The 12,707-nt window shown below is 72.7% G+C and carries 12 protein-coding genes; 7 read left to right on the top strand and 5 right to left on the bottom strand.

Annotated features, from left to right (window positions below):
• Positions 1-58 precede the first annotated feature (58 nt).
• Positions 59-832 carry a VOC family protein gene (locus ACFZBD_RS21100; protein WP_391141470.1) on the bottom strand — a complete coding sequence of 258 codons (774 nt, stop codon included), beginning with the start codon at positions 830-832 and terminating at the stop codon, positions 59-61.
• Positions 833-1,139: 307 nt separating this feature from the next.
• On the opposite strand from ACFZBD_RS21100, the gene ACFZBD_RS21105 reads away from it, so the two are divergent.
• Complete coding sequence (locus ACFZBD_RS21105; protein ID WP_391141473.1) at positions 1,140-1,967, top strand: rhodanese-like domain-containing protein; 828 nt, start codon at positions 1,140-1,142, stop codon at positions 1,965-1,967.
• Between the two features lie 266 nt (positions 1,968-2,233).
• Here the strand turns inward: ACFZBD_RS21105 and sepH are convergent, their stop codons facing one another.
• Positions 2,234-3,295 (bottom strand): septation protein SepH, encoded by a 1,062-nt coding sequence (sepH, locus tag ACFZBD_RS21110; protein ID WP_391141477.1) that lies wholly within the window; start codon positions 3,293-3,295, stop codon positions 2,234-2,236.
• 451 nt (positions 3,296-3,746) lie between these two features.
• Here sepH and ACFZBD_RS21115 point away from each other — a divergent pair, with 451 nt between their 5' ends.
• Positions 3,747-4,625 carry a hypothetical protein gene (locus ACFZBD_RS21115; RefSeq protein WP_391141479.1) on the top strand — a complete coding sequence of 293 codons (879 nt, stop codon included), beginning with the start codon at positions 3,747-3,749 and terminating at the stop codon, positions 4,623-4,625.
• Positions 4,626-4,628: 3 nt separating this feature from the next.
• On the opposite strand, the gene ACFZBD_RS21120 is transcribed toward ACFZBD_RS21115, so the two are convergent.
• Positions 4,629-5,963 (bottom strand): D-arabinono-1,4-lactone oxidase, encoded by a 1,335-nt coding sequence (locus ACFZBD_RS21120; RefSeq protein ID WP_391142208.1) that lies wholly within the window; start codon positions 5,961-5,963, stop codon positions 4,629-4,631.
• A complete protein-coding gene (locus tag ACFZBD_RS21125) occupies positions 5,908-7,176 on the bottom strand; it encodes an MFS transporter (protein WP_391141482.1) in 1,269 nt (422 codons plus the stop codon). The genes ACFZBD_RS21120 and ACFZBD_RS21125 overlap by 56 nt, the downstream gene beginning before the upstream one ends.
• Positions 7,177-7,324: 148 nt before the next feature.
• Between ACFZBD_RS21125 and ACFZBD_RS21130 the strand changes: the two genes are divergently transcribed.
• Both ACFZBD_RS21130 and ACFZBD_RS21135 read left to right on the top strand, forming a co-directional pair.
• A complete protein-coding gene (locus tag ACFZBD_RS21130) occupies positions 7,325-8,452 on the top strand; it encodes a ferrochelatase (RefSeq protein ID WP_391141484.1) in 1,128 nt (375 codons plus the stop codon).
• Between the two features lie 9 nt (positions 8,453-8,461).
• Positions 8,462-9,283: an inositol monophosphatase family protein gene (locus tag ACFZBD_RS21135; RefSeq protein WP_391141487.1), complete on the top strand. Its 822-nt coding sequence runs from the start codon at positions 8,462-8,464 to the stop codon at positions 9,281-9,283.
• Between the two features lie 241 nt (positions 9,284-9,524).
• Here ACFZBD_RS21135 and ACFZBD_RS21140 read toward each other — a convergent pair whose 3' ends face one another.
• A complete protein-coding gene (locus ACFZBD_RS21140) occupies positions 9,525-9,698 on the bottom strand; it encodes a hypothetical protein (protein ID WP_391141490.1) in 174 nt (57 codons plus the stop codon).
• Between the two features lie 430 nt (positions 9,699-10,128).
• Between ACFZBD_RS21140 and ACFZBD_RS21145 the strand changes: the two genes are divergently transcribed.
• From ACFZBD_RS21145 to ACFZBD_RS21155, 3 genes are all read left to right on the top strand, one after another.
• Positions 10,129-10,782: a response regulator transcription factor gene (locus ACFZBD_RS21145; protein WP_132914883.1), complete on the top strand. Its 654-nt coding sequence runs from the start codon at positions 10,129-10,131 to the stop codon at positions 10,780-10,782.
• Between the two features lie 4 nt (positions 10,783-10,786).
• Positions 10,787-12,013, top strand: coding sequence for an ATP-binding protein (locus ACFZBD_RS21150; protein ID WP_391141493.1), 1,227 nt, complete (start codon positions 10,787-10,789; stop codon positions 12,011-12,013).
• A gap of 395 nt (positions 12,014-12,408) precedes the next feature.
• Positions 12,409-12,705: a DUF4193 domain-containing protein gene (locus tag ACFZBD_RS21155; RefSeq protein ID WP_003955561.1), complete on the top strand. Its 297-nt coding sequence runs from the start codon at positions 12,409-12,411 to the stop codon at positions 12,703-12,705.
• Positions 12,706-12,707: the final 2 nt, after the last annotated feature.

Raw genomic sequence — 12,707 nt, forward strand, 5'->3', positions numbered from 1 at the left:
CCGTTCCCGGGCGCGTGGCCGCCCGCCGCCGTGGCTGTCCCGGTGCCGGGCCTCGTGGTCAGCCGTCCGCCGGGCGGATGAGCGTGAAGACGGCGCCCTCAGGGTCCGCCACCTGGGCGAGGCGTCCCGCCGGCCCGTCCTCGGGCGCCCGGAGGACACGGCCGCCCAGTTCCGTGACCAGTGCGGCGGCCGCGTCGGTGTCGGTGACCTCGAAGTGCGTCATCCAGTGCGCGCCCCGGTCGCGGGGCAGCCCGCCGTGGAGCCCGTGGACGGCGGCGACCGGGCGCCCGTCCCGGCGGAGGGTGAGGGAGTCGGGGTTGTCGGCGACGTTCGGCTCCGCGTCGTAGCCGAAGACCGTGCGGTAGAACTTGCCGACGGTGGACGTCTCGTACGTCAGCAGCTCGTTCCATACCGGGGTTCCGGGCCGGCCGGCGGTCGCCGTGCCGGTGTGCCGTTCGGCCTGCCACACTCCGAAGACCGCGCCGGCGGGGTCCGAGCAGATCACCATCCGGCCCGCCTCGCCCGCGTCGAGCGGCCCGACCGCGACGGTCCCGCCGCAGCAGCGGATCGACTCCGCCGTCTCGTCGGCGTCGTCCGACGCCAGATAGGTGGTCCAGGCGACCGGCAGATGCCGGTCGGGAGGCAGCTGGCCGATGCCGGCCACCTCCCTGCCGTCGAGCAGCGCACGCACGTACGGGCCGAGCTGCTGTGGGCCGGGCACGAACTCCCAGCCGAAGAGGGCGTTGTAGAACTCCTGTGTCGCGTCAAGCCCGTGCACCATCAAGCTCACCCAACAGGGTGTACCGGGTGTGCGCCGGGTCGCCTCGCTCATCGTCACTCTCTCCTCGGACCATCGTCGTGGCCGTGCGGGGGGACAAGGCGTACGCACCCGTTCCTACGGGCCGTGGGGCCCCGGGGGCACGGGGGCCGTAGCGGTTCCGTGCCTGCCGTCCGCCTGCTGTGTCGCGCCTCGCTCGCGCGCCCCCGAGCAGATGCTCGCACCACCGGACGCGGGCCGCTCCCGGGCCGCGCCGTTTTTGGCGCGATCCCGCAGGAGGATGCCTGGTTTGTCGTTTCTGCTGCGACCGTCGCGCCTACGCCATCCGTGGCGCCGTCACGGGTGCGCGAGGATGACCCCCATGAAGCCCATCATCTCCGCAAGCGAACTCGCGAGCGAGTCGGTCGGGGCGCGGCCCCCGGTCCTGTTGGACGTCCGCTGGTCCCTGGGCGGGCCGCCCGGACGGCCGGCGTACGAGTCCGGCCACCTGCCCGGGGCGGTCTACGTCGACCTGGACGCGGAGCTGGCGGGGCCGCCGGGGGCGGGGGGCCGGCACCCGCTGCCGGACCTCGACGCCTTCGGCGCGGCCATGCGCCGGGCGGGCGTCTCGGCGGACACCCCGGTGGTCGTCTACGACGGCGGGCTGGGCTGGGGTGCGGCCCGGGCGTGGTGGCTGCTGCGCTGGACCGGTCATCCGGACGTACGGGTGCTGGACGGCGGGCTCGCGGCGTGGCCGGGGGAGCTGTCGAGTCGGACGCCGGCTCCGGAGCCGGGGGACTTCGTGCCGGTGCCGGGGGCCGCCGGTGTGCTCGACGCGGACGGGGCGGCGGCGCTGGCCCGCTCGGGGCTGCTGCTCGACGCGCGGGCGGCGGAGCGGTACCGGGGGGACGTGGAGCCGATCGACCCGGTGGGCGGGCACATCCCGGGCGCGGTGTCGGCCCCCACGACGGAGAACGTCGCCGAGGACGGGCGCTTCCTGCCGGTGGAGTCGCTGGCGGCCCGTTTCGCCGCCCTCGGCGCGTCGGACGCGACGGCCGTCGCCGTCTACTGCGGCTCGGGCGTCTCCGGCGCCCACGAGGTCCTGGCCCTGGAACTGGCGGGCATCCGGGCGTCCCTCTACGCGGGCTCCTGGTCGGAATGGTCCACCGACCCGGCCCGCCCGGTCGCGAAGGGGCCGGACCCGCAGTAGCGGGAGGCCCGGGACCGTCCGTCGGCGGGGGCCGGACCGGCGTACCGGCCTCACGAAGGGTCCGGGGCCGGCGCACCGCCCTGATCCCCGTGCCGCGCCCACGCACGGCCGAGGCGGGGGCCGGCCCGGCACGGGGTTCCCGGCCTCGCCCTCCGCACGACGAGGGCCCCCGCCATCGGCGGAGGCCCGTTCTCGCGTACAGCCGAGGCCGCGCGGGCGGCCGGGGCGGCGCCGGTGCGGGGCGCCGCGTGCACCGGGAGCCCCGGTCAGTCCTGCTTCTTCCTTCGCGTGCCGAAGACGATCTCGTCCCAGCTCGGGACCGCCGCCCGGCGGCCCGGGCGGACGCCGTCCGCCTCGGCCTGGCGGTCGGTCGTGCCGGTCAGGCGGTCGCGGTGGCCGGAGACGGCGCGGGGCATCAGCACGTCGGCGTAGGCCGAGCCCGCGCCGGCGGACGCGGCGGGGGCCGGGGGCTCCTCCGCGTCGGGCTCCTCGGCGATCTCCGTGTCCGCGGGTTCGGGCACGATCATGTCGCCGCGGAAGCTCGGCACCGCCTCCAGGAGGCTGGTCAGGGAGTCGCGCTCCTCCTCCGGCTCGGCGGGTGGCAGCGCGGCGGCCGGCCGTTCGAGCTGGCGGTCCAGGGCGCGGTCCAGCGGCCGGTCGCGAGGCAGCCGGGCGATCCGCGGCACGAACGGGAAGCTCGGTTCCGGCGCGGCGGCGATCGTGTCGTCCGTCTCGCCGATGAGTGAGCGGGCCTCGTCGTCGACGGCCTGGACGAGCCGCCTGGGCGGGTCGTACGTCCAGCTCGCGGTGTGCACCTCGCCCGCCACGCGGTAGACGAGCAGCACCTCCCAGGTGCCGTCGTCACGGCGCCAGGAGTCCCACTGCACGGTGTCCTTCTCGGCGCCGCGCAGCAGCAGCCGCTCCTGCACCGCCTCGCCGAGCTGCGGTCCGGTGTTCTCGCCGGGACGGCGTACGGGCGTCTTGCGGGCCCGCTCCGCCATGAACGCGCGCTCCGCCAGCACGGGGCCCTCGAAGCGCCGCACGCGGTCGACGGGGATACCGGCGAACTGGGCGACTTCCTCCGCCGACGCACCGGCACGTATCCGCGCCTGGATGTCACGGGGGCGGAGGTGGCTCTCCACCTCGATCTCGATCTGACCGAGTCGCGCGCGGTCGTTGCGCACGGCGGCGCGCAGCCGCTCGTCGATCGGAAGCGTGTACTCCGTGCTGTCAGCAGCCTTCAGCACCAGTCGTGTGCCGTCGTTGGAGACGGCCACGACACGCAGTTCGGGCATGGGGACCTCCCGGGTGGTGCCTGCCGACGTCACGTGCGTCGCTGCTTCCGCTAGTCGAGTGTGGCCTGCCCGGGTGCAGCCTGCCACAACCTTGCCGAGTTGCCCGGCGTGTCGGGCATGGACCCTGGAACGCCGTTATGGCACGGTTACCCGTTTACAACGCAGAGTGACAGGCGGTCACTCTGTGCATCGGGCGCCCGTGCGGTGCCACGGCGCCGCCGGTTCGAGTGCCGCCGTCGGCTCCCTCCCGTTGACCCGAGCACCCACGTGGGAGCCCGGACCCAGGGCTCGCCACAGTACTCCATTCGGGCCATGTGGGTGGACCGGCGCGCCGCTCAACTTCTCAGGAGGTACGGGAGTTGAGTCTGCGCGCTCGCGGCCGACACGTGGCGCTCTTCACAGAAAACCCAGAAACGGAACTAATCACTTCGCCCATTTGTCCTCTCTGGGTGGATCGTTGAAAGCCGACCAGGCAAGGGCGGGTATGGATCAGGAGAAGAAGAAGCTCGACCTGAGCGTGGCTCAGGTCTCGGGCAGCGCGATCGCCGCCGTGGTGGCGGCCAAGCTCGCCTCCACCCTCGGCGTGTACGGCACGATCCTGGGCGCCGGCGTGATCAGCGTCATCGCGACCTGCGGCGGTTCCCTCTTCCAGCACCTCTTCAAGCGCACCGGCGAGCAGATACGAGTGGCGACCGTCCACGGCGAACGCGCCGAGATCCCGGTCACCGTCGCCGCGCCCGCGTCCGGGTCGCCGCCGGCGCCGCTCCACGACGGCGCCTCTCCCGCGCGGGGCGGCGGGCGCTCCGGCGGGGCGTCAGGTGCGGATTCCGCAAGCGCGGCCGACGGGGAGTCCGGGGAGGAGTTCGGGGCGGCGACCACACACGGCACCCGCGTCCGTGGCTGGAAACGTTCCGCCGTGGCGGCCGCCCTCGTCTTCCTCGTCTCGATGGGCGGCATCACCGCCTACGAACTGATCTCCGATCAGGACTTCGGCGGTACCCAGGGCCGGACCACCTTCGGCTCCGTGGTCCGGGGCGGCGACGCCGGCCCTGACGCGCCCTCCACCGAGGATCCGGCCACCCCCCGGCCCGGGGGCGAGGAGGGACCGGCCCGGAAGGGGAGCCCGGAGCAGGACCCGGGCCAGGACCCCGAGAAGGGCGGGGACCAAGAAGGGAGCAGCCCCTCCCCGGACGCCGGGCGGACCACCCCGGAGGCCCCGGACCCGGACCCGACCCCCTCGGACCCCGCGGGCGGCGGCGACCCGGCGCCCACCCCCACGCCGTCCACGGCGACGCCCACGCCGACCCCGACGGGGAGCCCGTCCGGCGACGCCCCCGCCCAGGGGGCCCCGCCGGCCGAGTGACCGTCAGTCGCCCAGGACGCGCCGGAGGTAGTCGTTGGCGAAGAGCCGGTCCGGGTCCAGCCGGTCGCGCAGCGCCGTGAACTCGCCGAAGCGCGGGTAGACCTCGGCGAGGTAGGCGGCGTCTCGGGTGTGCAGCTTGCCCCAGTGCGGCCGGCCGCCGTGCGCCGTCATGATGCGCTCCACCGCGGTGAAGTACCCGCGGTGGGGCGTTCCCTTGTAGACGTGGGCCGCGATGTAGACCGTCTCCCGGCCCGAGGCCGTGGAGAGCGTCAGGTCGTCGGCCGGAGCCGTCCGCACCTCCACCGGGAAGCTCACCTTCAGCGGCGAGCGTTCGACCATCGCCTTCAGCTCGCGCAGCGCGGCGACGCCCGCCTCGCGCGGCAGGGCGTACTCCATCTCGAGGAAGCGCACCCGGCGCGGGGAGGTGAAGACCTTGTACGGGATGTCGGTGTACGTACGGGCCGACAGCGCGCGGCTGGAGACCTTGGCGAGCGTCGGGATGGCCGGCGGCACCGCGCGGCCCAGCGAGCAAGCCAGCTGGAAGACGCCGTTGGACAGCAGCTCGTCCTCGATCCAGCCGGCGACCTTCCCGGGCGGCGCGGCGGGGCCCGCGCTGCGGTTGTTGCGCTTGGTGTTGCAGTTGTCGGTGTGCGGGAACCAGTAGAACTCGAAGTGCTCGTTCTCCGCGTGCAGCGCGTCGAACTCCGAGGTGACCCGGTCGAAGGTCATCGGCTCCTCGCGCGCGGCGAGCAGGAAGACCGGCTCCACGGCGAAGGTGAGGGCCGTGATCACGCCGAGCGCACCGAGCCCGAGCCGCGCGGCGGCGAAGACCTCGGGGTTCTCCTTCTCGGAACAGGTCATCAGCCGCCCGTCGGCGGTGACCAGCTCGAGCTCCCGGATCTGCGCGGCGATCGAGGCCGAGTCGCGGCCGGTGCCGTGCGTGCCCGTGGAGGTCGCCCCGGCGACCGTCTGCTCCATGATGTCGCCCATGTTCGCGAGCGACAGGCCCTCCCGGGCCAGCGCCACGTTGAGCCGCTTGAGCGGAGTGCCCGACTCCACGGTGACGGTCATCGCCTCGCGGTCGATCCGCCGGATGCCCGTCAGGAGATGGGGCCGCACCAGCAGGCCGTCGGTGGCGGCGATCGAGGTGAAGGAGTGGCCGGTGCCGACCGTCTTCACCCGCAGCCCGTCGGCGGCCGCCTTCCGGACGGCGTCGGCGAGCTCCTCGGCCGAGGCGGGGCTCACCTCCCGCGCCGGGCGGGAGCTGACGTTCCCCGCCCAGTTACGCCACGGTCCGCTCGCCGTCCCGGTGCCCGCCGTCCTGGTGCTCGCCCTCATCGTCCCGCTCACGCTGCCCCTCCCCAGTCGGCACCGGCCTGCGCAGCCGGCGGTACCCCAGGAGACCCACCACGACCGCGACCGCGCCCGAGACCACCGGCACGACGTACGCCGCCTCCGCCCCCGACGCGTCGACCACCCAGCCTGCGGCCGAGGAGCCGAGCGCCACGCCGATCGCGAGCCCGGTCCCTGTCCAGGTCATGCCCTCGGTCAGTTTGGTGCGCGGTACGTGCGCTTCGACGAGGGCCATGGTGGTCACCATCGTCGGTGCGATGGACAGGCCCGCGACAAAGAGCGCCACGGCCAGCAACGGCAGGTTCCCGGCCAGTAGGAGGGGGATCATACTCACGGCCATCGCGCAGACGCCCAGCAGCCATCTGCGGGACGGCTCGCCCTTGAGGTGGAGCAGCCCGAAGACGGCGCCCGCCAGACAGGAGCCGAGGGCGTACACGGCGAGGACGAGGCTGGCGGCGGCCTTGTGCCCCTCCTCCTCGGCGAAGGCCACGGTCACGACGTCGACCGAACCGAAGATCGCTCCGGTGGCGACGAAGGCCAGCGCGAGGACCTGCAGGCCGGGGGAGCGCAGGGCCGAGCCGCCGCTGTGCTCCCCGTGCGGGTGCGGCCGGGGCTCGGTGGCGTGCTGCGCGGTCAGCCAGAAGACGCCGACGGCGAGGAAGACGGCGGCGAACAGCGGGCCGGCCTCGGGGAACCAGACGGTCGACAGGCCGATGGAGACGATCGGGCCGAAGATGAAGCACACCTCGTCGACGATCGACTCCCAAGAGTAGGCCGTGTGCAGCTCCCGCGCCGAGCCGCGGTAGATCTCGGCCCAGCGGGCCCGGGTCATGGCGCCCACGCTGGGCACGCACCCCACCAGCGCCGTGAACACGAACAGGGTCCAGTCGGGCGCCTTCTGCTGGACGCAGATCAGCAGCCCGGCGCAGGCCGCGAGCGAGAGCAGAGTCGCCGGCCGCAGCACCCGCCGCTGCCCGTGGCGGTCGACCAGCCGCGAGACCTGGGGGCCCATCACGGCGGCGGACATCGCCAGGGTCGCCGAGAGCGCGCCGGCCAGACCGTACCTCCCGGTGACCTGGGAGATCATCGTGACGACGCCGATGCCCATCATCGACAGCGGCATCCGGCCGAGGAAACCGGCGACCGAGAACGCCTTCGTGCCGGGTGCGGCGAAGATCGCGCGATAGGGACTGGGCAAGGGGATCTCCGGCATCCGCTCGGCACGTGCCGTCGTGGGACACGTGTAATTAATAGCTAAAGCCTACGGTGTTGAACTGGATGGGGCAGCCGCTTTTTCGGACGGGCCGCACCACCGGCTGTCACAGGCGGGTGGGAGGATCGGTGCCATGTCCGATCAGCACGATCCCGCCCCGTACGACGCCCTTCTGCTGCTCTCCTTCGGCGGCCCCGAGGGCCCGGACGACGTGGTCCCCTTCCTGGAGAACGTGACCCGCGGCCGAGGCATCCCCAAGGAGCGGCTCAGGGAGGTGGGGCAGCACTACTTCCTCTTCGGCGGCGTCAGCCCGATCAACGACCAGAACCGCGCCCTGCTCGACGCGCTGCGGACCGACTTCGGGACGTCCGGCCTCGACCTGCCGGTCTACTGGGGAAACCGGAACTGGGCGCCGTACCTCACCGACACACTGCGGGAGATGGTGACCGACGGGCGGCGCCACATCGCCGTCCTCGCCACCAGCGCGTACGCCTCGTACTCCGGCTGCCGCCAGTACCGCGAGAACCTCGCCGACGCGCTCGCCACGCTGGAGGCGGAGGGGCTGCCGCTGCCCCGCGTCGACAAGCTCCGGCACTACTTCAACCACCCCGGGTTCATCCGTCCCATGGTCGACGGCGTGCTCGCCTCGCTCGCCGAGCTGGACGAGTCCGTGCGCGCCGGCGCGCACCTCGCCTTCACCACGCACTCCATCCCCGAGTCGGCCGCGGACACCTCCGGCCCCGCCGGGGAGCACGGCGAGGGCGGCGCCTATGTGCGACAGCACCTGGACGTGGCCCGGGTGATCGTCGACACCGTCCGAGCGGAGACCGGCGTCGCGCACCCCTGGCAGCTCGTCTACCAGTCCCGCAGCGGCGCCCCCCACATCCCGTGGCTGGAGCCCGACATCTGCGACCACCTGGAGAAACTGCACGGCTCCGGCGCCCCGGCCGCCGTCATGGTCCCGATCGGCTTCGTCTCGGACCACATGGAGGTGCTGTACGACCTCGACACCGAGGCCACCGCCAAGGCCGCCGAGCTGGGTCTCCCGGTGCGGCGCGCGGCGACCGTCGGGGCGGACCCGCGGTTCGCGGCGGCCGTCCGCGACCTCGTCCTGGAGCGCGCGGCGCGCGAGCGCGGCGTCCGGGCCGAGCGCTGCGCCCTGGGGGCCCTCGGCCCGTCCCACGACCTCTGCCCGATCGGCTGCTGCCCCGCGCGGGCGGAGCGGCCGGCGGCCGCCGGTGCCGACAGTCCGTACGCCTGAGGAGTGCTTGTGACCGAGACCGACCCCCTGCTGCCGGAGCTGCTCGACCTCGCCCTGGAGGCCGCGCGCCGGGCGGGCGCGCTGCTGCGCGACGGCCGCCCGGACGACCTGGCCGTCGCCAAGACCAAGTCCAGCCCCATCGACGTCGTCACCGAGATGGACATCGCCGCAGAGAAACTGATCACCGGTTTCCTCGCCGAGCACCGGCCGGGCGACGGCTTCCTCGGCGAGGAGGGCGCCGCCAGCCCGGGCTCCAGCGGCGTCCGCTGGGTGATCGACCCGCTCGACGGGACGGTGAACTATCTCTACGGCCTGCCGACCTGGTCCGTCTCGATCGCCGCCGAACGGGACGGCGAGACCGTCGTCGGCGTGGTGGCGGCCCCGATGCGCCGGGAGACGTACCGCGCGGTCCTCGGCGGCGGGGCGTACGTCGAGGGCCCGGACATCGGTGAGCGCCGGCTCTCCTGCCGGCCCCCGGCGCCGCTGGAGCAGGCCCTGGTCTCCACCGGCTTCGCCTACGTCCACGCCGTCCGCTCGCACCAGGCGGACGTCGCCCAGCGCCTCATCCCGCGCGTGCGCGACATCCGGCGCGGCGGCTCCGCCGCGATCGACCTCTGTGACGTGGCCGCGGGCCGCCTCGACGCGTACTTCGAGCGCGGTCTGAACCCGTGGGACCTGGCGGCGGGGGAGCTCATCGCACGGGAAGCGGGCGCGGTGACCGGTGGACGCCCCGGAGAGCCCGCCTCGGGCGCCCTGGCACTCGCGGGGACGCCCGGCGTCTTCGAGCCCCTCCAGCGACTCCTGGAGGAGTTCGGCGCCTGGCACGACTAGGGGGTGTCTGACAATTCCCCGCGGCGTCGCGGTGTCCGGCACGCACGCTCGCCGCGTTGCCGAAAAGCCCTAGTAGCTCCGCTACGAGGGCTCTCCGGCGCCTTGCGAATCGCACGCACCGGACACTGCTCCTTTTTCCACGGGGAATTGTCAGACACCCCCTGGGCCCTGTACGTGCGTGGGCCCCGGTGTCATCGACACCGGGGCCCAGGCACATACCGAGGTCAGGCCATGTCCGAGATCAGACGCCGGCGGCGCCGACCTCCACGCCGTGTTCGGCGGCCAGACGGTGCAGGTCTTCGAGCTCAGCCTGCTCGACGTCCGCGAGGAAGTCGTCGCCCGTCTCGCGAGCCCGTGTGAGGTCGGTCTGCGCGCTCCTGATGCGCTGCAGCAGTCCTGCGGTGAAAGCGTCCATCGTGCGCCCCCTCGTCATGGGTCGGTGGCACGGGGGTGTGCCGAGGGTGGGTGGATCACACGCTGCCACCTCTGGGGGACAGAGCGGCCTGTGGCGTGCCACATACAGGGCGTGATCGCGGGGTGTGCAGACGTCCTCCCCAAGCCGTTCCTCACGGAAACCTCAACTGGCCGGTGAGTCAGGTGAATTCTCGGTGCCCCTCCGGCCGGGCCCCCGGCCCTCTCCCGCCCCCTCGCGCAGGGCCCCCGGCCCCTCCCGCCCTCGGTCCCGCGCGACCTCCCGCCCCCGGCCGGAGCCCGTGCGGAACCCGGTTGTACCCCGCCTTACAGCCGGTTTACGCGCGTCCGGGGCAGGATGGACACCCACAGTCCACGCTCAGGAACCGCTCTGTCCGCCATGCGCGCCAGGGCCGGCAGGAAGGAATTGCGACGTGCGCGTACTCGTCGTCGAGGACGAGCAGCTGCTCGCCGATGCGGTGGCCACCGGACTGCGCCGGGAGGCCATGGCCGTCGACGTCGTGTACGACGGCGCCGCCGCCCTGGAGCGCATCGGGGTGAACGACTACGACGTCGTCGTCCTCGACCGCGACCTCCCGCTCGTCCACGGGGACGACGTCTGCCGGAAGATCGTCGAGCTCGGCATGCCCACCCGGGTCCTGATGCTCACCGCCTCCGGCGACGTCAGCGACCGGGTCGAGGGCCTGGAGCTGGGCGCCGACGACTACCTCCCGAAGCCCTTCGCCTTCACCGAGCTGACCGCGCGGGTCCGCGCCCTCGGCCGGCGCACGACCGTCCCGCTCCCGCCCGTCCTGGAGCGGGCCGGCATCAAGCTCGACCCCAACCGCCGCGAGGTCTTCCGCGACGGCAAGGAGGTCCAGCTCGCGCCGAAGGAGTTCGCCGTCCTGGAGGTCCTCATGCGCAGCGAGGGAGCGGTCGTCTCGGCCGAGCAGCTCCTGGAGAAGGCCTGGGACGAGAACACCGACCCGTTCACGAACGTCGTACGGGTCACGGTGATGACGCTGCGCCGCAAGCTCGGCGAACCCCCGGTCATCGTCACCGTCCCCGGCTCCGGCTACCGGATCTGACCCGGTGGCCGCGACCCCGGCGCCGCCACAGGCGCCCCCGAAGCCGACCTGGGACCCCCGGGACCCCGTCAGGCCCCTGCTGCGCCCGACGATCCGGATAAGGCTCACGCTGCTGTACGGCGGGATGTTCCTGATCGCCGGCATCCTGCTGCTGTCGATCATCTACCTCCTCGCCGCGCAGGCGCTGCACATCGGCAGCGAGCTGCCGTTCAAGATCGTGCAGGGCAAGGTCACCAGCGAGGTCTGCAACTTCCCCAACGACGCCCCGGCCACCGAGTTCAACGCGGCCATGAACACCTGCGTCAACGAACAGCGCCAGCACGCCCTGGACGACCTCCTGCGCCGCTCGCTCTTCGCTCTCCTCGGCCTGAGCATCATCGCCTTCGCCTTCGGCTACGCCATGGCGGGACGCGTCCTGTCCCCGCTCGGCCGGATCACCCGGACCGCCCGCCAGGTGGCCGGGTCGGACCTGGCCCGCCGGATCGAGCTGGACGGCCCCGACGACGAGCTCAAGGAGCTGGCCGACACCTTCGACGAGATGCTGGAGCGCCTGGAGCGCGCCTTCAGCGCCCAGCAGCGGTTCGTGGCGAACGCCTCGCACGAGCTGCGCACCCCGCTGGCGATCAACCGCACGCTCCTGGAGGTCCACCTCTCGGACCCCGGCGCTCCGGTCGAGCTCCAGCAGCTCGGCAAAACCCTGCTCGCCACCAACGAACGCAGCGAGCAGCTGGTCGAGGGCCTGCTGCTGCTCGCCCGCAGCGACAACCAGATCATCGAGCGCAAGCCCGTCGACCTGGCCGAGGTCGCCTCCCGGGCCATGGACCAGGTGCACGCGGAGGCCGAGGCCAAGGGCGTGGAGTTCCGTGGCGAGCGGGCGCCGGCCATCGTCCACGGCAACGGCGTCCTGCTCGAACGGATCGCGCTGAACCTGGTCCAGAACGCCGTGCGCTACAACGTGCCGGACGACGGCTGGGTGGAGGTCACCACCGAGACCCAGCACGGCCTGGCGGTCCTCGTGGTCTCGAACACGGGTCCTGTCGTTCCCGCGTACGAGATCGACAACCTCTTCGAGCCCTTCCGGCGCCTGCGCCAGGAGCGGACGGGGAGCGACAAGGGAGTCGGGCTCGGCCTGTCGATCGCCCGGTCGGTGGCGCGCGCCCACGGCGGCCGTATCATCGCGGAGCCTCGTGAAGGCGGTGGTCTCGTGATGCGCGTCACTCTCCCGATCTGACACACTTCGTGTACCTGCCGCTTCCGTTCGCTGTGCGCGGAATTTTCGGAGGCCGGCCGTGAGACGCCCCTGTGTGATCGATCACAGGTACGTACAGCCGTCTTTCCACTCTCCGTGATCGGGAATTCCCGCGGAAAACCGGGAAAAGTCCGGGTTTCCGGGCCCCTTGATGACGGGAAGTACACGGGGTGGCGCCCGTGAAGGACGGCAGGTGGACCGTGTACGGTCCCGTTCGCCACCCAAAGCCGATCACTCGTGAGAGGGCGGGTTGGGTGTCGATTGAGTAACAGACCTTGATGTGAGGCAAAATCTCCGCCTCGGGTCGGGCACAAGTCCGGCCTCTCACGCGTTACGTGCGCTGGAGACACCGCAACCACCCAGAGGGGGAGAGCGACATGGCAACGGATTACGACACCCCACGCAAGACCGACGACGACGTCGATTCGGACAGCCTTGAGGAACTGAAGGCCCGCCGGAACGACAAGTCGACCTCGACGGTCGACGTCGACGAGTTCGAGGCCGCCGAAGGCCTGGAGCTGCCCGGCGCCGACCTCTCGAACGAAGAGCTCGCCGTCCGGGTCCTGCCCAAGCAGGCCGACGAGTTCACCTGCATGAGCTGCTTCCTCGTGCACCACCGCAGCCAGCTGGCTCGGGAGAAGAACGGCCAGCCGATCTGCCGCGACTGCGACTGAGG

It is taken from the genome of Streptomyces sp. NPDC008121 (assembly GCF_042957155.1).
GTDB lineage: Bacteria > Actinomycetota > Actinomycetes > Streptomycetales > Streptomycetaceae > Streptomyces.

Coding starts and splice junctions, on each gene's coding strand:
- ACFZBD_RS21100 (WP_391141470.1), bottom strand. CDS start 832: ATGAGCGAGGCGACCCGGCGCACACCCGGTACACCCTGTTGGGTGAGC.
- ACFZBD_RS21105 (WP_391141473.1), top strand. CDS start 1,140: ATGAAGCCCATCATCTCCGCAAGCGAACTCGCGAGCGAGTCGGTCGGG.
- ACFZBD_RS21115 (WP_391141479.1), top strand. CDS start 3,747: ATGGATCAGGAGAAGAAGAAGCTCGACCTGAGCGTGGCTCAGGTCTCG.
- ACFZBD_RS21120 (WP_391142208.1), bottom strand. CDS start 5,963: ATGAGGGCGAGCACCAGGACGGCGGGCACCGGGACGGCGAGCGGACCG.
- ACFZBD_RS21130 (WP_391141484.1), top strand. CDS start 7,325: ATGTCCGATCAGCACGATCCCGCCCCGTACGACGCCCTTCTGCTGCTC.
- ACFZBD_RS21140 (WP_391141490.1), bottom strand. CDS start 9,698: ATGGACGCTTTCACCGCAGGACTGCTGCAGCGCATCAGGAGCGCGCAG.
- ACFZBD_RS21155 (WP_003955561.1), top strand. CDS start 12,409: ATGGCAACGGATTACGACACCCCACGCAAGACCGACGACGACGTCGAT.